At 59.6% G+C, this 18,842-nt stretch carries 14 protein-coding genes; 3 read left to right on the top strand and 11 right to left on the bottom strand.

The genetic code is table 11. The annotated features are described in order from the left end of the window. Window positions 1-81: 81 nt before the first annotated feature. Window positions 82-714, top strand: coding sequence for a maleylacetoacetate isomerase (maiA, locus tag OOZ52_RS08595; RefSeq protein ID WP_274698099.1), 633 nt, complete (start codon window positions 82-84; stop codon window positions 712-714). Here the strand turns inward: maiA and OOZ52_RS08590 are convergent. From OOZ52_RS08590 to bioB, 4 genes are read right to left on the bottom strand one after another with little or no spacing between them, the layout of a single operon-like run. Beyond that, on the bottom strand, window positions 711-1,970 hold the full coding sequence (locus OOZ52_RS08590; RefSeq protein WP_274698098.1) for an adenosylmethionine--8-amino-7-oxononanoate transaminase: 1,260 nt from the start codon (window positions 1,968-1,970) through the stop codon (window positions 711-713). The two genes, maiA and OOZ52_RS08590, sit on opposite strands and share 4 nt — an antisense overlap. After that, window positions 1,967-2,584, bottom strand: a complete 618-nt coding sequence (gene bioD, locus OOZ52_RS08585; protein ID WP_274698097.1) for a dethiobiotin synthase — start codon at window positions 2,582-2,584, stop codon at window positions 1,967-1,969. The genes OOZ52_RS08590 and bioD overlap by 4 nt, the downstream gene beginning before the upstream one ends. Next, window positions 2,581-3,738, bottom strand: coding sequence for an aminotransferase class I/II-fold pyridoxal phosphate-dependent enzyme (locus tag OOZ52_RS08580; protein ID WP_274698096.1), 1,158 nt, complete (start codon window positions 3,736-3,738; stop codon window positions 2,581-2,583). The genes bioD and OOZ52_RS08580 overlap by 4 nt, the downstream gene beginning before the upstream one ends. Before the next feature lie 18 nt (window positions 3,739-3,756). Continuing rightward, a complete protein-coding gene (gene bioB, locus OOZ52_RS08575; RefSeq protein WP_274698095.1) occupies window positions 3,757-4,800 on the bottom strand; it encodes a biotin synthase BioB in 1,044 nt (347 codons plus the stop codon). Window positions 4,801-5,022: 222 nt separating this feature from the next. Here bioB and OOZ52_RS08570 point away from each other — a divergent pair, with 222 nt between their 5' ends. Beyond that, window positions 5,023-5,754, top strand: a complete 732-nt coding sequence (locus tag OOZ52_RS08570) for a response regulator transcription factor (RefSeq protein ID WP_274698094.1) — start codon at window positions 5,023-5,025, stop codon at window positions 5,752-5,754. 43 nt (window positions 5,755-5,797) lie between these two features. Beyond that, complete coding sequence (locus OOZ52_RS08565) at window positions 5,798-6,295, top strand: hypothetical protein (RefSeq protein ID WP_274698093.1); 498 nt, start codon at window positions 5,798-5,800, stop codon at window positions 6,293-6,295. A gap of 4 nt (window positions 6,296-6,299) precedes the next feature. Here the strand turns inward: OOZ52_RS08565 and OOZ52_RS08560 are convergent, their stop codons facing one another. The 7 genes from OOZ52_RS08560 to OOZ52_RS08530 form a co-directional block, all read right to left on the bottom strand. Further along, window positions 6,300-8,477 (bottom strand): CHASE2 and HATPase_c domain-containing protein, encoded by a 2,178-nt coding sequence (locus OOZ52_RS08560; RefSeq protein WP_274698092.1) that lies wholly within the window; start codon window positions 8,475-8,477, stop codon window positions 6,300-6,302. A 33-nt stretch (window positions 8,478-8,510) separates the two neighbouring features. Continuing rightward, window positions 8,511-9,836, bottom strand: a complete 1,326-nt coding sequence (locus tag OOZ52_RS08555) for a FecR domain-containing protein (RefSeq protein WP_274698091.1) — start codon at window positions 9,834-9,836, stop codon at window positions 8,511-8,513. A 459-nt stretch (window positions 9,837-10,295) separates the two neighbouring features. Further along, window positions 10,296-11,786 carry a tryptophan halogenase family protein gene (locus OOZ52_RS08550; protein ID WP_274698090.1) on the bottom strand — a complete coding sequence of 497 codons (1,491 nt, stop codon included), beginning with the start codon at window positions 11,784-11,786 and terminating at the stop codon, window positions 10,296-10,298. Next, window positions 11,783-13,816 (bottom strand): glycoside hydrolase family 97 protein, encoded by a 2,034-nt coding sequence (locus OOZ52_RS08545; protein ID WP_274698089.1) that lies wholly within the window; start codon window positions 13,814-13,816, stop codon window positions 11,783-11,785. Before OOZ52_RS08545 ends, OOZ52_RS08550 begins: the two co-directional genes overlap by 4 nt. Beyond that, window positions 13,813-15,408, bottom strand: coding sequence for an alpha-amylase family glycosyl hydrolase (locus OOZ52_RS08540; protein ID WP_274698088.1), 1,596 nt, complete (start codon window positions 15,406-15,408; stop codon window positions 13,813-13,815). The genes OOZ52_RS08545 and OOZ52_RS08540 overlap by 4 nt, the downstream gene beginning before the upstream one ends. After that, complete coding sequence (locus OOZ52_RS08535) at window positions 15,405-17,249, bottom strand: alpha-amylase family glycosyl hydrolase (RefSeq protein WP_274698087.1); 1,845 nt, start codon at window positions 17,247-17,249, stop codon at window positions 15,405-15,407. The genes OOZ52_RS08540 and OOZ52_RS08535 overlap by 4 nt, the downstream gene beginning before the upstream one ends. Further along, a complete protein-coding gene (locus OOZ52_RS08530; protein WP_274698086.1) occupies window positions 17,246-18,763 on the bottom strand; it encodes a tryptophan halogenase family protein in 1,518 nt (505 codons plus the stop codon). The genes OOZ52_RS08535 and OOZ52_RS08530 overlap by 4 nt, the downstream gene beginning before the upstream one ends. Window positions 18,764-18,842: the final 79 nt, after the last annotated feature.

The following is an 18,842-nucleotide window of genomic DNA, read 5'->3' as shown; positions in this document are numbered from 1 at the left end:
CATGAAACTTTATGGCACAATGCCTCAGGTGCCCTATTGGGAACCATGGTGGTGTAACGAGAAGCGAAGCAGGAGAGTTCCATGAAATTGTACGGATATTGGCGCAGCAGCACGAGTTACCGCCTGCGGTGCGCTCTCGAGCTGAAAGGCCTGGCCTACGAGAATTGCCCGGTAAACCTGCTCGAAAGCGCGCAGAAGGATGAGGCTTTCACCAGCCGTAATCCCTTCGCCACCGTGCCGATGCTGGAAACCGATAGCGGCGACCGCGTCCAGAGCATGGCGATCATCGAATGGCTGGACGAAGCCTATCCCGATGCGCCGCTGCTGCCCAAAGACCTCGAACGGCGTTACGTAGCGCGAGAGCTGGCTTATGCCATCGCGACCGAGCTACATGCTCCGCTCAACCTGCCGGTGCTGAAGTACCTGAAGCACGAACTCAGGCAGGAGCAGGACGTAATCAACACCTGGTATCGCCACTGGCTCGCCAAGACACTTCATCCCGTCGAAAAGCGCCTCGACCAGCTGGGCGCCGGAGACTTCCTGTTCGACGCACCGAGCTTCTTCGAGGTCGTCCTCATGCCACAGATCTACAACGCACGGCGCTTCGACTTCGACTTCTCTGCCTGCCCGCGTATGGAGCGGATCGAGGCCGCTTGCAGCGCCCTCCCCGCCTTCCAGCGCGCGCATCCCGACAGCCAGCCGGACGCGCACTAGAGGACTTCGGCCAGTACCTCATCAATCGCCGTCATGGTCCGATCCAGCTGCGCATCGGAGATGCAGTAGGGTGGCATCAGGTAGAGCGTGTTGCCAAGCGGTCGCAGCAGTATGTCGCGGGCGAACAGCCCCGCACGCATCTTGAGGCCTACGTCGGCGAGGTAGCCTGCATCCTCAACCTCCACATCCATTGCGATGATGGAGCCAGTCTGGCGGAGGTTCGTAATCGGGTACTTGGCAGCGATGCGCGCAAATCCGGCTGCCTCATGGGCGGTCAGCGAAGCAATGCGATCCAGCACCGGCTCCTCGCGCCAGATGGCAAGGTTTGCATTTGCCGCAGCGCAGGCGATCGGGTTGGCGGTAAAGCTGGAGGAATGGAAGAACAGCTTGCTGCGGTCGGGCGAGTAATGCGCGTCGTAGATCGGTGCAGTGGCCATCGTTACAGCGAGCGGCATCGAACCGCCGGTCAACCCTTTCGCCAGACACAGTATATCCGGCACAACGCCTGCCTGTTCGCAAGCCAGCAGAGTGCCCGTGCGGCCCCAGCCGGTCATGATCTCGTCGGCGATGAACAGGGTATCGTGCCGGGCACAAGTGGCCCGCATCTCGTGCAGGACGTCAGCCGGATACATCAGCATCCCGCCAGCGCCGAGCACCAGTGGCTCGACGATAAAGGCAGCCGTATCGCCGCCTTTGCAAGCCGCTTCAAGTGCATCGAACGTAGCCTGTTCCCTGCCCGAATGCGGGAAAGGGATGGTCTCAACATCGAACAGCAAAGGACTGTAAGCACGGTTGAAAACTCCGCGTTCACCCACGCTCATCGCGCCGATGGTGTCACCGTGGTAGCTGTGCTCCATCACCACGATCTTCGCGCGCGGCTTGCCCCGGTTGGCCCAGAAGCCGAGCGCCATTTTTAGCGCCACCTCGACCGCGGTTGAGCCTGAGTCCGAGTAGAACACATACTCCAGTTCTTGCGGCATGATCGCCCGCAGACCTCGCGCCAAGTCCTCTGCCGGCTGGTGGGTCCATCCGGCAAAGATCAGCTGGTCAAGCTGTTCTGCCTGCCGTTGGATCGCCTCGACAATGCGCGGGTGATTGTGGCCGTGGGTGATGACCCACCAGCTGGAAATGACATCCAGAACCTCGCGCCCGTCTGCCGTGTGCAGCACCGCCCCTTCAGCACGCTCGACCAGCGGAATCGGTTCGCCCAGCCCGTGCTGGTGGAACGGATGCCAGACCGGAGAACGCCCGCTCATGCCAGCAGGTCCTTGCGGATATGGGTGGAGAATGCCCCTGCCAGTGTCATCGGATCAAGCGGATTGAGCCGCGGCAGTCGCCCGAGATGTTCGACCTTGCCGATACGTGTGATAGCGCCTTCGGCCACCGGCTCCTCATCGCCGATGAAGGCGACGCCGGCCACCTCGGCACCGCGCGAGCGCAAGGCTTCGAGCGACATCAGCGTGTGACTGATCGTGCCGAGTGTCGTGCGCGCCACGACTATGGCGGGCAGCCCCCAGTGAGCGAAAAGGTCCGCCGCGAGCAGATCTTCGCGATAGGGTACAAGCACGCCCCCTGCCCCCTCAACCACCACCGGGCCATCCACATCCGGAAGCGCCAGGGTCGCAATATCGATTGTGACCCCATCAACACGCGCTGCCTCGTGCGGCGAGCACGGCGTTTCAAGACGATAGGCCTCGGGCAAAACTGTTGCATCCGGTGCAAGCCGCGCGACGGCTTCACTATCAGTCTCGTCGTCCAGCCCGGCCTGAACGGGCTTCCAATAGGTCGCCTTGAGCACCTGTGAGAGCCCCGCCGCGAATACCGTCTTGCCAACATCGGTATCGGTCCCGGTGATGACGTATCGGCTCATGCATCTCTCCATTCCGCTACAGCGGATAGCACATGATCAACATCCTCCCGCGAAAGCGTCGAGCGCAGGGCAAAGCGGATACGGCTTGTCCCATTGGGCACAGTCGGCGGGCGGATCGGAAGAGCGGCAATCGAACGATCAAGCAGGTGCTGCCCCAAGGCTAGCGCATCCGCCTCGGCACCAACAACGAGCGGGACGATCTGTGTCGTGGAACCGCGAGTATCGTAGCCCATCGCCAGCAATCCCTCGCGCAACTGCTCGGACAGAGCAGCGAGATGCGCGCGTTCCGCATCCATCTCCGGCACCAGTTCCAACGCGGCGGACATGCTCCCAAGCACGGCAGGTGGCGGCGCGGTCGAGAAGATCAGCCCGGCGCACATGTTGACAAGGTAATCCCGCATCAATTGCGAACAGGCGACATAGGCGCCGAAACCGCCGAGCGCCTTGCTGAAGGTACCCATCACCACGCCGGCCCCCGGATGATCGGCAGTCAGTCCCGCTCCCCGTTCACCAAGTACGCCTGTTGCGTGGGCCTCATCGACATAAAGCATTGCGTCATGCTCCGCCGCGATTGCATTCAGCGCAGCCAGATCGGCACCGTCGCCATCCATACTGAAAACGCTTTCAGTGATCACCACTCGCCCATCGAATGTGCTTGCAGTGTCGTTCAACAGTCGTTGCAAGTCAGCAAGATCGTTGTGCCTGTAGAAATACACCTCTGCCTTTGCACCCCGACAACCGGCATGGATCGAATTGTGCACCAGTTCGTCAGCGAAGATCACGGTGCGCGGCGCGGCCTTGGCGAGCGCCGGAATCACCCCGGCATTGGCCTGCCAGCCGCTTGCCATGACCAGCGCCGCTTCAGTCCCCTTGAATGCAGCAATCTGGCGTTCGATGTCCTCATGCGCTTGCGAAGTTCCGGTGATCAGTCGCGATGCTCCGGCGCCTGCTCCAAACCGTTCGATGAACTCGCAAGAGCGCTGCTTGAGCAGCGGGTGCAGGGCAAGGCCCAGATAATCGTTGCTTGAAAAATCAATGAGCTGGCACCCATCGCGTTCGATACGGCCACCAGCCGTCATTTCCGAAGCTCGCACCGCGCGCATGCGGTCTTTCGCTGCGATTGTCTCGAGCGATTGGCGGATATGGTCGATCATCGAAACTGCCGGGAAACGTCAGGTCAGCTCGGCCTGCGCCTCATCCTTCGTCGCGCATCCGCCCGAGCAACCGCCCACAGCACGCATTGGCTCTTCCCCTTCCATCGCTTTGAGGCCGAGCCGTTCGAACATGGCAGCATCGCTGTCGTCACCGGCATTGGGCGCAGTCAGGAGCTTTTCACCTGTGAAGATCGAGTTCGCACCCGCCATAAAGCACAGCGCCTGCGTCGCATCGCTCATGCTTTCTCGGCCAGCGGATAGGCGCACCATGCTCATCGGCATGCAAATGCGCGCCACAGCCACCGTGCGGACGAATTCGATGTCGTCGATCTTGGCCATCGGGGTGTCGGCGAGCATGTCACCCAGCGGCGTGCCCTTCACCGGCACCAGTGCGTTGACGGGTACACTCTCAGGATGCCGCTCCAGCGTTGCGAGTGTGTGGACGAACCCCACGCGATCCGCCCGCGTTTCGCCCATGCCAACGATGCCGCCGCTGCAAACGTTGATGCCCGCTTCACGCACGTTCGACAGCGTGTCGAGACGGTCCTGATAATTGCGCGTGGTAATCACCCGGTCGTAATACTCGGGGCCGGTATCGACATTGTGATTGTAGTAATCGAGCCCCGCCTCGGCGAGCTGCTCTGCCTGGCCGGGTGAGAGCATGCCCAGCGTCATGCAGGTTTCCATACCCATTTCGCGCACACCCTTCACGATCTCAACGATCTTGGGCATGTCGCGCTCTTTCGGGTTGCGCCAAGCAGCGCCCATGCAAAAACGCTGGCTGCCGGCATCTTTCGCCTGCGCCGCGCTCTGCAATACCTGGCGCACATCCATTAGCTTGGTCGCTTCGACCCCGCTATCGGCATGCGCGCTTTGCGAGCAGTACCCGCAGTCCTCGGGGCATCCACCGGTCTTGATGGAAAGGAGCGTACACAACTGCACTTCATCCGCGCGATGATGCGTACGGTGCACTTCAGCTGCGCGAAACACCAGTTCCGTAAACGGCAGATCGAACAATGCCGCGATCTCTTCTCGCGTCCAGTCGTTGCGGACAGCCTGCATGCCAACTCCCTTTGATGCTGCGCTCCCAATGGCGAAAAACACCGCGCACGTAAAGCGCCCAGAGCACCTCGCTAGCGCACCAAGTCACGCCCAAGTCCAAATGTAAAATGTAGTATTATCTGATCCGATTTGGGACGCATTTTGTAGCTTCGTGCGTTGTTACATCGTAGGTTGGGCAACAACCGGAACAATAATTGTACAGAAGTAATCGGGTTTGGTGGGATGAGAATTGCAGTAGCTGACGATGATCAGGAGGTTCTTGCACAGATTACCTCCTGCCTGGAAACGTCAGGACATATTTTTGAAACTTTCCGCAATGGCAAGGACTTGCTCGTCGCTTTGCGGCGGGAAACCTATGACGTTGTACTGGTCGACTGGAACATGCCGGGCGCTACAGGTCCGGAGGTCGTAGCATGGGGCAATGACACATTGGAGCAGCCGCCCGCGTTCATTCTGATCACCAGCCGCTCCGACAAGGCCGATATCGTCAAAGGTCTCGAACAAGGCGCCAGCGACTACATCGTAAAACCGGAAAGCGAAGAGGTGATCCTCGCGCGCATAGAAGCGGCCGCTCGCAGGCATGGCGCTGGCAGCAAGTCCGACCGCTTCCAGACGTTCGGTGCCTACAAGCTTGATCGTTTGAACGAAGTGATCGAGCATAATGGTGAGCCGGTGAAGTTAACCTCGAAAGAGTTCAAGGTAGCGGCCTTGTTCTTCGAGAACCTGAACCGGCCTTTGTCGCGCAGCTACATCTTCTCGCAGATCTGGGGGAATATGGGCGACATCGCGACACGTACCCTCGACATGCACGTTTCGCGCGTGCGTTCGAAGCTCCAACTTCGCCCTCATAATGGCTTTGCTATTCAAACTGTGTTTGGTTTCGGCTATCGCATGGACGCATTTTTTGAGGAAGCGAATGCGGAAAAAGTCGAGGCCGGAGCAGCAGTGCGATAAACGTGCGTTCCCGAGAAGTTTGAAGAACAGACAGCTCTCGTCTTTGCGTGCACTCGTTTGCGCGGCCAGTGCGGCCGCGCTTTCGGCGTGCACAGTCTCAATCCCTGTAGAGGTGACGGCCACGCAAGGGGCACTCCCTGCCTCCTCAGTAATCGAGCTTGCCTCTTTCCCCATCGATGAAAGTCTGCGCGGTCAGTTCGGATCCGCTCTCGAAGCGGCGTTTGCCTCACACAATGTCCGTCTCTCTTCCGATGGAGCAGTTATCGCGGAATTCGCGGTCGCGGAACGTAGCGCCACGAGCGGAACGGCAGATCCTACGGCGTCCACCGAAGAGAACATCGTCTGGTCGTCAGAGCCACGTGAGTCGCATTGGTGGGATCAGTGCGAGGCCCGGCGCCTGCGCGGCACGTTGGTTCTGCTCAACCGCGTCGATGGCTCGCTGCTCTATCGCGGCACGGCCGAAGCGATCGATTGCGACTTTGGTGCCGATCATCTCAATGCCATGGCGCAAGCCCTGGTGCAGGACTCTCAGGCCCGCTGATTACCTATTCGGCCACAGGGCCATCTGACGGCAACGTAATCACAAAGCACGTGCCCGATCCGGCGGCAGATTCGACAGTGATCTTTCCTGCGTGCTTGTCCACCACCCGTTTCACAAACGTCAGACCCAGGCCCACGCTCGGCCCTGCCTTGGTTTCGTGTGCGCCAAAGCGTGCGAAAGGGTTCTTCAGCCGTTCGGGTGGAAGGCCCGGGCCCTCATCGCACACCGAAAGGCGAATCGAAGTGTCGGTGGCCTCGGTCAGCTCAATCTCGACACCGCTATCTTCAGGTGCGAACTTGATGGCATTCCCGATGAGATTATCCAGCAGGCGCGCAAGCAATGAAGCGTCTATCGTCGCAAACAGCGGTTCCTCCGGCACTACCGGGTGGACCGCTATCCGCTTTTGCAACGCAGATGTATAGGCTCGGTCACAGGCCTCTTCGACAAGCGCGGCTACATCTGTATCTTCAAACTCCAGCTCCGCCTCTTCCAAACGTGCCAGTTGTACGAAGTCGTCAGCCAGTTTGAGTGTTCGCTCTGCCTGGTTGCGAATGCGAAGCGGGATATCGGCAGCGCCATTACTTTCTCCCATTCGGCGCGAAAGGCCGATAATCGCGACCTGCGGTGATCGCATGTCGTGTGAGAGAAATTCCAGCATTTCACGCCTCTCCTCGTCACGGCGGCGGCTGGCGCTGACATCGCGCAGCGCGACAATCTCTCCACCTTCCTCGGCTTTCTCGATCTCGAAATCAGCGCGGGCGACAAGAAAGGTACGACCATCGGGAAAAACGAGATCGTCCTTCCGCCGTGCACGTTGGGCAAGACTCTCTTCGAGCAGGTCCTCGATCGGCTCCGGCCTGTCCTCTTCCCAATCCGGAAAGAGCTGCTTTGCCTTCCTGTTGGCCATTACCACAAGGCCCGCCTTGTCGAGCACCAGAATGGCATCGGGTGCAGCCTCGATCACCTTCTGCATGAACTGGAAAGACCGGCTGACATTGCTCACCAAGCGCCGCATGCGCGACACTTGCCGGGCAATCTGGTCAAACCCGTCTACCTTCGCCTTTTGCGCACCCTCCGGTCGCAAGAATGCCGCCTCTTCTTCCAGGTAGGCGCTGACCGATGTCAGGCGACGCCAGCTCCAGAACGGGTATGCGAGGAGGACGGCGAGCAATGCCGCGCCGGGCGCAATCCAGATGCCGGCGAGCGGAATTAATACGGTTACAATTGCGATGATCGAAAGGGAAATCGCAACTGTGGCGATTAAGCCGGCGCGTGGGGACAGTTTCCAGAATACCCAGAATAGCAGTGCGAGTGCGAGGACACCCAACGCCGCAGACCACCAACTGCTTTGTGCGGCCACCAGCGAGCCTGAACGCGCCGCATCCAGCAGGTTCGCCTGCGTTTCTACGCCCGGCATCACAGCTATCTCGCGTGCACCGACCGAGTAGCGGTCACCCATCCCCTGTGCTGTCGCGCCAACCAGCACTGTCTTGTCCTGCAGAAACTCTTGCGGAACACGCCCGGCGATCACATCGGCAGCAGGTATGCGCGCGTAGGAATTGACCGGATGGAATGCGATCAACGGCTCAGCCGGGAGGTCGAGTGCGCTGCCCTCATCCACTCCCAAAGCCGTTTCGACAAAATGCGGGTAGTTTTGACCGTCAATTGTCAGATCAAAGTTGAAACGCCGCAAGACACCGTCAGGGTCAGGGTTAATCGTTACATGACCCAGGCCTGCCGCACCATGCGCTATCGAATCGATCGGGTATGCAGGAACAATCCCATCCTGCGTGTTGATCTGGTGCAAGAAGGTGAAGGGGAGAATGACATTGCCATGCCTACCGACAGCATTCCCCAGCGCCGCATCTTCCTCGGGCTGCGTCGGCTCGAGGAACAAGACGTCATAAAGCACAACCCCGCTATCCATCTCAGCTATCGCATCAAGCAGCCTTGCATGTGTACTGCGCGGCCACGGCCAGGGTCCAAGTTCAGCCAGGCTGGCATCATCGATGGCGACAATCAGAATGTCATCCGAAACGTCTGCACGGGCGGTACTGGCAGCCCGGTCAAGCAATCGTGCGTCTACGGGATTGGTAAGCTCAAATCGTGCTGCAAGGACAGCCAGTCCCGCCAAACACAGCAGCAGAACAAACCATTCTGTAAGGATACGACGAACCATCATTGTCCGATGATCCTTAGCGAGAGTTGTGACAAATTACTCGGCGGAAACGTTGAGGATCTGTTCCGGCCCCCAGATTTTCAAAAGCCCGTCTTCGGCATCAGCCTGAACGACAGCAATCCGCCAGACATAGCCGCCTTCGTCAAGGCCGGTCACGACGGTCGCGGAACCAGGTAGTGCGATCTCGTCAAACAGGGGAGAGGCGCTTTCGCCCTCACGCCATAACTGGAAGGCATAGAAAGTGATGCCCTCGCCTTCGCCGGACCAGGCAAAGCGGAAGCCGTCATCAATTGGAGAGCTCTCTACAAAGCCTTCGCTAGTCAACAGCTTGCGGCGGAAGGTTTCTGCTTCAGACAGGCCTTCAAGCCCGGAGGCCGAAACACCGCGCGCACGCACGAAATAGCGACCATCCTCCAGATCTGTGAAACTGGGCTCGGTACCGGAAATGTCGCTCGCGACAAGTTCCAGGAATCCTGCGTCGGTTGCGATTTCCGTTCTGACTGCGGTAGCACCGGGCGGGGTAGTGACAGCGAAGGTCACAATTTCATCGGTTTGCAACGCGCCGGGGTTTGCGATGAGGGCAGGCGGCAGCAGTTCTTCGGGTTGGCCCAGCCCTTCAGAGCTGGCGGAGATACCAAACCCAGCGTCGGTCTGTGCGGCGACTTCCCCGCTCGAAACGTTGACAGAGCCCTCGACAACCTCGGTCACGCTCAGGTCGGCTTCTTCGGAATATCCAACCCGATAGTTCGTCCCCCGAACTGCCGTAACGGCAACAGGCGTGCTGGTACGCCAGCGCTCGTCTTCTCCCAGCGTCGGCGCAATGACTTCGCCACGGCCATTGAGGATACGAAACTCGACATCGCGCAGACGGCGAAGTGCATAGATCCGCGATGTGACCAGTTGCGCTCGGGAATTGGATGGGAGCGAAACGGAACCACCGTCCACCGCTTCGAAAGTTACGAAACCACCCTGGCCCGTGCGCACAACCGAATCTTCGGTCAGCAACTGTCCGGACCGTGCCGTCACTCCATCAATGGTGACGGGTCCGGAAAAGTTACGGACGGTCAAACGTGCGGGCTGGTATGCAAGCAGTTCGCGCGGAATCTCTATCACCGTGCCAACCGGTATGCGCCGGACATTCGCAATACGATTGAGACGGGCAACCCGCTCGTGGGCCCCTCTGCCGAGCAGAAAACGTTCCTGCACGGAAATCAGCGTGTCGCCAGCAACCATTCGATAAGAAACCGTGCCTTCGCTTTGCGCTACGGCCGATGACGGAATGGCGACGAGACCAAGCGCAACCCCCACTAATGTGGCAATCTTACGCGTCGCTGGCCCGATCTTCGATAACTGCTTAGCCATAGCCCACTTCCCAATCGCATGTCCGATCCCGCCGGACTTGCTCGCAAGATAAACCGCAGATGTAACAAAATCCTAGCGCAATGATTCGAATTTACGACTTGTTACGCGGCACCGCCCGCTGGATTGGCTGCGATCTACTGCTGCTGATCAGCGCTAATAGCTTGCATACCCGAGATCTGAAGGTCCGAGCTGTCGGATGGCTCGGCAGCTTCAAGCGCGGTTCCAGAAAGCAGGGTCGCCGCGAGAAAACACCCGACAACAGCCAATCCAGCCAGGGAAACTCCGATGCGGAACCCCGATTGTGACTGGACCTGTAATGCTGACTTTACGAACATGATCCCACCCCTCTTGAACCCGTGCCTGTCTGCGTAGCGTGTGCTTAAAGGCTGCTCGCCCAAAACTCGAGTAAATGATTGTAAATCCTACATCATTACCGCATGCAGGCCGACGAATGAGCGACTAAATCTCGACGGGCAAAAAGTTGCCCGCGCATGCAGACAGCATAGCGGCGATCTCTTCCCGATCCGCCACATTGATCTGTTCGGGGAGTGGCTGCATCTTCGCCTCGGGCGGGAACGTGCCGTAGCCTGCAAACAGGCAGTGCCAGCTGGCGGAAGAATACGCCTGTATCGAATAATTCTGCTGGTTAGCCGCAGCAATATCCTGATGCGTGAACCACGCGGTTGTCATGGCCTTGAGCCCACCTGAAAGGTTTTGGTTGGCGGCATTGTCCAGCCAGTATTGCGTGTCACTGCGCTGGTTGAAGCGGTAATGCGCCACAATGTAATCGCGGATCCCATCGTACCGCTTGCCGATATTGCTGTTGAAATCAGCGCGGTGTTTGGACGTAAACCCACCCGCCTCAAATGCCTCGGCAAATTCCAGCGCGGTGGCGATGACGATATGGAGGGCGGTCGCTTCCAACGGCTCGACGAAGCCCTGCGCGAGCCCTGCAGCGAGACAATTGCCGCGCCAGCTCTCGGCCATCCGTCCGACTTTCATCTTCAGGAAGCGCGGTTCTGCGTCGCCATCCTGCAGCCCGACCGATGCGAGCAATTCTGCCGCCGCATCTTCATCCGAGATGTATTTGGACGAATAGACATAGCCGTTCCCGGTGCGGCTGGTGAGTGGGATGTGCCAACGCCAACCTGCCTTCATCGCGATAGCTTCGGTCTGCGGCTTGAACTCATTCACCTTGTCCGTGGGCACGACCACCGCGCGGTCGTTGAACAGGTTTTCGCCAAAGGATGTGAATTTGCCGCCAAGCGCATCGCCTGCGATCATCGCCCGGAAACCCGAGCAATCGACGAACAGGTCGCCTTCGATGCGCTCACCGCCTTCGCAAAGTAGCGCGGCAACTTCAGTCTCGCTTGAAAGCTCTACCTTTTCGACCTTGAGCGACCGATGATCGACACCCCGCGCGACAGCCCAATCGCGCAGGAATGCGCCCAGTTTGAACGCGTCGAAGTGGTAGCCATAGCTTGGCGCAAAGGGGAAATTCGCCTCCGCCTTTGCGCCTAGCCCAGCATCGGCCAGCTTTGTCGCAAGGAACCAGTCGTCAGGATGCGCAGGCACCTTGAACCCCCGGCGCGCCAGCATGCAATTGTGCGTGAATGCAGGTTCGGTATGCAGATCAACTGGCCCGGGGAACGGGTGGAAGTAACTCTCGAAGCCCGGCCTTTCACTCCAACCGGTGAACCGGATGCCGAGCTTGTAGGTAGCGTCGCAGGCCGCCATCCACTCCGCCTCGGCAATGCCGAGATGATCGAACATCGCCTTGAGCTGCGGTGTTGAGCCTTCGCCCACGCCGATAATGCCGATTTCCGGACTTTCGACGACAGTGACATTGCCGCCGCGATCACCCCAGCGGTGGTGCAACAGGCAAGCGGTAATCCACCCGGCGCTGCCTCCGCCGAGAACGACTATGTGTGGAGGCGCGTTCTCGCTCACTCGCCGCTAAGTGCAATCTCGATGGCGAAGCCTCCGGCGCGTGCCATGTGCACGTCCAGCGTGTCGCCTTGCCGCACTGTGACTTCGCGTACGTTCATCGCGTGGCGATCCTCTCCCATACCGTCTGCCCCTTCGCCATCCTCCCAGATGGTGGCGACATATTCGGTATCTGCATGGAGGAAGTCCAGCGTGATCGTCACGTCGCGCGGCTGTTCATCGGTGACGCCGCCCACAAACCACGTTTCGCCTTCGCGCACCTGGCGAGCGATCACAGCATATTCTCCCACCGCTCCGTCAAGCAGCAGACTCTCGTACCAGTCGACGCCAACGCGTTGCACAAAGTCGAGCGCCTGCGGGTAGGCGACGATGTTCTCCGGCAGATCGGCAACCATCTGGATGGGCGAGTAAATCGCGATGTAGAACGCCAGCTGGCGCGCAAGCGTGCTGGGAATATCCGGCTGAGTCGCACCGCGCCCTTCGAGCGAGAATACGCCGGAGGTGTAATCCATCGGGCCAGACAGCATGCGGGTGAAGATCAGCTCTGGCACGTGGCCCGGATCGTTCTTCGGCACAGCCCATGCATCATATTCCGCACCACGCGCACCTTCACGGCTCACCCAATTCGGATAGGTGCGGCGGAGGCCGGTATCCTTCACCGGCTCGTGCGGGTTGACAGCGATGCGATGCTCGGCCGCTTCCTGCACCACGCGCAGGTGATGGTTCACCTGTTCCTGCCCATCATGCCACACGAAGGTCTCTCCACCTTCACCATCGGGCGCGATAATACCGCCAGCATCGGCCACATAGCCGCTCTTCACGGCATCGATGCCGAGCCGCTCGTAGAACGCCATCGCATCTTCCAGCTGGCGCTCATAGACGTCGATATTGCCGCCCGTTTCGTGGTGACCAATGATCCGCACGCCTCGCTCGCGGGCATATTCGGCAAGGAATTCAATGTCGAAATCGGGATAGGCCTCGGTAAAACTGTAGTCGCGGCCATTGCCGAACCAGTTGCCGTCCCAGCCGATGTTCCACCCTTCGATCAGCACACCGCGGAAGCCATGCTCGGCAGCAAAATCAATATGGCGCATGGCGTTTTCGGTGGTCGCACCGTGGCGCTCACCGCTTGCCCAGCTGCTTTCATCGAGGTGCATTTCCCACCAGATGCCGATGTAGGTGTGCGGCTCGAACCAGCTCACATCACCGAGGACATTGGGCTCGTTCAGATTGAGGATCATGCTGCTTTCGAACAGTCCAGCGGGCCCGTCAGCGATCTGGATCGTGCGCCACGGCGTGTGGAACGCGCCTTCGCGAATGACCTTGGGGCCGCGCGGACTTGGCGCGAGCTGGGCACGAAAACGCGTACCTTCCATCCGACGCAACCACATGCCCGAATAGTCGACCAGCGCCGCTTCATGGAACGACACATGCGTCCCGTTTTCCAGCACCATCGTAACTGGCGTATGCACGGTTGAGAGCGCGCTGATCGGCGTGCGTTCGTAGAGATATTCGTAGCGGTTCCAGTCGCCTGCGGGGATCGACCATGCCTCACCATCGCTGGCCACGCGGAATTCGGTCAGCTCTTCGGCAATATTGGCCACCGGCAGGCTTTCCTGCTCGGGAAACTCGATGCGGAAGCCGATGCCATCGTCGAACACGCGCATGCGCACGGTCATCATCCGCGCTTCGTCATCGTTCTGGCGGTAGGTAACCGCCAGCTCATTGTGGTGATCAACCACGAAGCGGCGCTCCCCCCAGGGCTGTTCCCATGTTGTGTTGGTGCCGCTTTCGACTTCGGAAACAACTTCAAACCCGCGCCGCATGGGGTTGGCGTCAGTGAAGTTGAAGCCGATGGTCGACTCATTGATCACCGGCTCTCGATCGAAAGTGACCGAGTAGATCGGTGTGCCTTCGCCATTGGCATCAAGCGTGGCGACGATCCGGCCATCGGGTGACGACACCTCTCCGGCAAACGCAGCCGCTGGAATCAGAAGTGCAAGAAGCGAAAGAGCAAAGCGAAGAAGAGTCATACCTGCACCAATAGAGCTGCGAATGGGGGAAGTTTGGTAACGGTCGCGCCGTTCACTGCAGAAATCGTCGCGCCCGCTGCCTCGGCGGCTGCAAGATCGATGGACGCAGAGCCGAGGTTGAAGAATCCGCGTACGGTTTCTCCTTCAGCTTGCCGTTCAAGAATAAGCATGTCGCCCCGCACTTCGCAGGCCGTCACCGCGCCGTGGTGCAGTGCCGGATAGGCTTTGCGTAGAGCAAGCATCTCACGCGTGTGGTGAAGCAGCGAGCTCGCATCGGCTCGTTGCGCCTCGACCGAACGCGCACGGTTTTCTTCGCCCAGCGGCAGCCACGGGCGATCTGAGCCAAAACCCCCGCAGGTACAGTCTTCCCAAGGCATGGGCGTGCGCGCGCCATCGCGGCTGAGCGTCAGCGGCCAGTTGGCGATCGCTTCGGGGTCGTGCAGCTGGTCAAACGGGATGTCGACTTGCGTGAGCCCCAATTCCTCACCCTGATAAAGGATCACGTTGCCGCGCAGGCACGCGAGCAAGGTCACCTTCATACGGGCGAAAGCAGCACGTTCGTCGGGCTTGCACCAACGGCTGAGAGCACGCGGGGCGTCGTGATTTTCGAACGCCCAGCTCGGCCAGCCAAGACCCGGCTCATCCGGCCATTGCTTCAACGCTCGACAAACCAGACTCGGCGTCAGCTTGTCGGCATAGAGAAAATCGAAGCTGTAGGCGGAATTGAGGTGACTCTCACCCTCGGTGAATGCCTTCATCTCGGCATCTGCATCATCACCGCCCACTTCGGCGACCGTAAAGATACTATCGTACTCGTCGGTCAGCGCCCGAATCCGCTCGACAAAAGCAGGAATGTCGGGATGCGACTGGTTGTACATCCGCAGCTGGAAATCGAACGGGCGCGTGCGCTGGCGATCGGTTGCCGGGGCGGGCGGATTGTCGCGCAACTGCTGGTCATGCATCGCGAAATTGAGCGCATCAATGCGGAAACCATCAACTCCGCGATCGAGCCAGAACCGCATCACATCCAGCGCGGCATCCTGCACTTCCCTATTGTGCATGTTCAGCTGGGGCTGGCTGCTGAGGAAGTTGTGCAAGTAGTATTGCCGCCGCCGTGCGTCCCACGTCCAGGCAGGGCCGCCAAAAACGCTCTGCCAGTTGGTCGGCGGTGTGCCATCGGGGTTGGGATCAACCCAAACGTACCAGTCTGCCCTGGGGTTGTCCCGGCTCGACCGGCTTTCAGCAAACCACGCGTGCTCGTCCGAGCTGTGCGAATAGACCTGATCGATCAGGACCTTCAGGCCTAGCTCGTGCGCACGAGCAACCAACGCATCGAAGTCCGCAAGCTTGCCAAAGATTGGATCGACATCGCGGTAATCCGCCACGTCATACCCGAAATCCTTCATCGGACTTGTAAAGAACGGGCTGATCCAGATCGCATCGACACCCAGATCGGCAACGTAGTCCAGCCGCGAGGTAATCCCCGGCAAATCGCCGATGCCATCGCCATTGGAATCCATGAAGCTGCGCGGATAGATCTGGTAGATCGCCGCGCCTTTCCACCAAGGCAAAGAGTCGCCGCCTCGGCTCATTCGGCGCTCTCGCTTACCCGGCACAGCGCCCAGCCGAAAGCAGGCAGTGTGAAGGATGCGCTCCCCGGCGCGGACACCGCAGACGGGCACGATCCGGCCAGCGTCTCAAATTCGCGCGCGCGATAATTGACCCAGATATTGGTTGATCGCTCCGCACCAGTCGTATTGAAGACGGCGAGGTATTCAGTGCCATCATCTGGATCGAAGCGCGCGGCGGCAAAGATGCCGGGTTCCTGCTCGTAATGACGGATCTGCTGGCGACCACGCGTGAGCGCGGGATGCGCACGGCGGATCGCGGAGAACTCGGCAATCAAGCGATAGAGAGGATGCTCGACATCGAAATTGCTGTCCGCTGTCGTCGCGTCAGTGCCGATCAGCACGTTGTCATTGTATTCGTCGGTCAGGCTCGGGAACATGCTCTCGCGAGCACGCTGGTCGTTGCCATCGCCGACGAAGCCCTGCTCGTCACCGTAGTAGATCACCGGCGAGCCACGCAGACTCAACATCATGGCATGGCCGAGCATGACGCGCTGAAGCAGCTCTTCCTGCGAGATGCCGGGAATGTCCTCGCGGATCAGGGTGGAGAAGCGCCCCATGTCATGATTGCCGAGGAATGTCGGCAGGCCGAGAGCAGCCTCTTCACCGCCCTCGTACAGTACGTCACCATCGAACATGTGAGCGAGCACAACGGTGCCCTGCCCACGCCCAAGGATCTCACGCATCGAAGCTTGGAAGGCGAAGTCGAGCACGGCAGGAAGACCATCACGCCGCGTGTACTCAGCGATATAGCCGTTCTCGGGGATGTCCTTGTAGACCTCGCCGAACATGTGGAAGTTGAAGATGCCGACGCTGTTTGCGCAATCGCGCATGGCGGGCACGAATTCCTGCCAGAAACCAGGATCGACATGGCGTGCGGTATCGATGCGGAAGCCATCGACGCGCGTCTCGGTGATCCAGTCGCAGAAGATCTCGATCATGCCTTCGCGCACACGCGGATGCTCGGTGAACAGGTCATCCAGACCAGCAAAATCACCAAAGCGGCTGTCTTCGCCCGTGAAGGAGCTGTTGCCGCGATTGTGGTAGTAGATGGGATCGTTGAGCCAGGCTGGCACCTTCACGTCGCGCTCTGCCTCGGGCACCACCGGGATGTAGGCATAGTCGGGATCGGTCAGGCGGGCGAAGTTTTCCTCGCTCGAATCCTCGTGTCCCATAAAGCCTTCATTGATCGGCTCTCCATCCGCGCCGCCACGTGTTGAATAGGGGTAATCGCCCATGGTGCGGTATTCGAAATTGGTCTCGTCACCGTCTTCATAGGTAATCACGTCGGCAGTGTGATTGGTGATGATGTCCATGTAGACCTTCATCCCGCGATCATGCGCGGCATCGACGAATGCGACGAATTCCTCTCGCGTACCGAAATGTCCGTCCGGTCTGGTAAAATCGGTGACCCAGTATCCGTGATAGCCTGCGCTCTCATCTCCGGGAGGGCCCTGCACAGGCTTGTTCTGGAAGATCGGAGCAAACCAGATCGCGGTGACGCCCATCCCTTCGAGATAGTCGAGACGACTGGTCAGGCCCGCCAGATCACCGCCCTGGAAGAAACCGCGCGAGGTCGGATCGAAGCCGGTGGCAAGGCGATCACCAGTGAAATCACCGGTGTCATTGGACGTATCGCCATTCTCGAAGCGGTCGGGCAATACGAAGTAGACGATCTCTTCACTTGGCAGTCGGTCAAGGTAGTCGCCGCCCTCTGCAGTGTCAGACGCAGTCGAGCATCCCGAAAGTACGGTGGCAGCAAGCGCCGTGGCAAGGATGCCCTTGGTAGCGTGGCGAAGAGTCATGCGGGTACCTCCGTGCGCGGGGCTGCCCCGCTGACATAGCTTTGCAGAAAGTCGAGATGCCGGGGCATCGGTTTGACTTGCTCGATCAGAGCAAGCTCGGTCTCGTCCAGCATCGCGCGCAGATCTGCTTCCGGCAGCGCGTCTGCGATGGGGTTGTATCCCTCCGCCCTGACGCCCTGTCCGGCCAGCACCTGGAACCAACCCACTTCGGTGAACAGTTCTTCATGCTCGCGGTGGATGAAGCCACTGGCCTTCCACTGTTCGAGTTTGGCGGTCAGCGTCCCGGGCAACTCCATTGTACGGACATGATCCCAGAACGGCTCACCCTCGCGCTCGTTCGCGGTGTAATGCAGGACGAGGAAATCGCGGATCCGCTCCCATTCGAAATCAACCTGCGCGTTGAACCAGTCGATGGTTGCCTGTTCGCCGCGTCCGTTTGGCAGGACCGCCATAAACCGGCTGATCGCGCTCTGGATCAGATGAATACTGGTGGACTCCATCGGCTCCATGAAGCCGGCGGCAAGGCCCACAGCCAGGCAATTGTTCTTCCAGTGCACGCGACGCTTGCCTGTAGTGAAATGTATCGGGCGCGGATCAGCCAGCGGCTTTCCATCAAGGTTGGCGAGAAGCGTTTCACTTGCTTCATCGTCGGACAGATAATCGCTGCAGTACACCAGACCGTTGCCGATACGATGCTGCAAGGGGATGCGCCATTGCCACCCGGCCTTGCGGGCAATTGCCCTGGTGTAGGGCGTGAAGTCACCCCCGCCCTCACAAGGAACCGCCATTGCGCGATTGCACGGCAGGTAGCGGCTCCAATCGTCGAACCCGACGCCAAGTGCGCCATCGATCAACAGGGCGCGAAAACCGGTGCAATCGATGAAGAAGCTACCCTGGATGTCCTCGCCGCTTTCTAGCGTCAGAGCAGTGATATCTCCGCTTTCGCTATCCTGCACAACGTCCGCGATCTTGCCCTCGATACGGGTGACACCGCGCGCCTCGGCGAACTTGCGCAGATAGGCCGCGTAGAGTCCTGCATCGAAATGATAGGCATAGGGCATTTCGCGACCCTGTGCGGTCTTGCCCCGGTGCATCCGCATGGTGCGCGCTGCCAATTCATTAAGTGAAAAGCGCTGTAGCGGCTTGGCAAAACCAGCCTCTTTGGCGCGAAGCCAGTAATGGTGGAACGGCAGCAGTCCAAGCGGGCGTCCAATATCGCCGAAGGCGTGCATGTAGGCCTCGCCCTCGCGCCGCCAGCCGTCGAATTCGATACCCAGTTTGAAGCTGCCGCGCGTCTCGCGCAGGAATTCGGCCTCATCAAGTCCGAGAGCGCTATTGAAAAGGTGGATCTGCGGGATCGTCGCTTCGCCGACACCGACTGTGCCTATGGCATCGCTTTCGACCAGAGTGATGGCAGTGCCCGGAGGTGCGAAGCGCGAGATCGCGGCTGCACACATCCATCCGGCAGTGCCTCCGCCGGCGATTACAAATTGGGTTGCTGCCTCTTCGGTCATAGCGCTGCCTCTGTGTCAAAGCCCGATGTAGCGGGCCCTCCTATCACGTCTCGCACGGAGATGTGTCGACACAAACAGT

The organism is Aurantiacibacter sp. D1-12 (assembly GCF_028858515.1).
Classification (GTDB): Bacteria; Pseudomonadota; Alphaproteobacteria; order Sphingomonadales; family Sphingomonadaceae; genus Alteraurantiacibacter.
The sequence above is the reverse complement of the archived record's forward strand: the minus strand, read 5'-3'. Positions and strand labels throughout refer to the sequence as shown.

Coding starts and splice junctions, on each gene's coding strand:
- maiA (WP_274698099.1), top strand. CDS start 82: ATGAAATTGTACGGATATTGGCGCAGCAGCACGAGTTACCGCCTGCGG.
- OOZ52_RS08590 (WP_274698098.1), bottom strand. CDS start 1,970: ATGAGCGGGCGTTCTCCGGTCTGGCATCCGTTCCACCAGCACGGGCTG.
- bioD (WP_274698097.1), bottom strand. CDS start 2,584: ATGAGCCGATACGTCATCACCGGGACCGATACCGATGTTGGCAAGACG.
- OOZ52_RS08580 (WP_274698096.1), bottom strand. CDS start 3,738: ATGATCGACCATATCCGCCAATCGCTCGAGACAATCGCAGCGAAAGAC.
- bioB (WP_274698095.1), bottom strand. CDS start 4,800: ATGCAGGCTGTCCGCAACGACTGGACGCGAGAAGAGATCGCGGCATTG.
- OOZ52_RS08570 (WP_274698094.1), top strand. CDS start 5,023: ATGAGAATTGCAGTAGCTGACGATGATCAGGAGGTTCTTGCACAGATT.
- OOZ52_RS08560 (WP_274698092.1), bottom strand. CDS start 8,477: ATGATGGTTCGTCGTATCCTTACAGAATGGTTTGTTCTGCTGCTGTGT.
- OOZ52_RS08555 (WP_274698091.1), bottom strand. CDS start 9,836: ATGGCTAAGCAGTTATCGAAGATCGGGCCAGCGACGCGTAAGATTGCC.
- OOZ52_RS08545 (WP_274698089.1), bottom strand. CDS start 13,816: ATGACTCTTCTTCGCTTTGCTCTTTCGCTTCTTGCACTTCTGATTCCA.
- OOZ52_RS08540 (WP_274698088.1), bottom strand. CDS start 15,408: ATGAGCCGAGGCGGCGACTCTTTGCCTTGGTGGAAAGGCGCGGCGATC.
- OOZ52_RS08535 (WP_274698087.1), bottom strand. CDS start 17,249: ATGACTCTTCGCCACGCTACCAAGGGCATCCTTGCCACGGCGCTTGCT.
- OOZ52_RS08530 (WP_274698086.1), bottom strand. CDS start 18,763: ATGACCGAAGAGGCAGCAACCCAATTTGTAATCGCCGGCGGAGGCACT.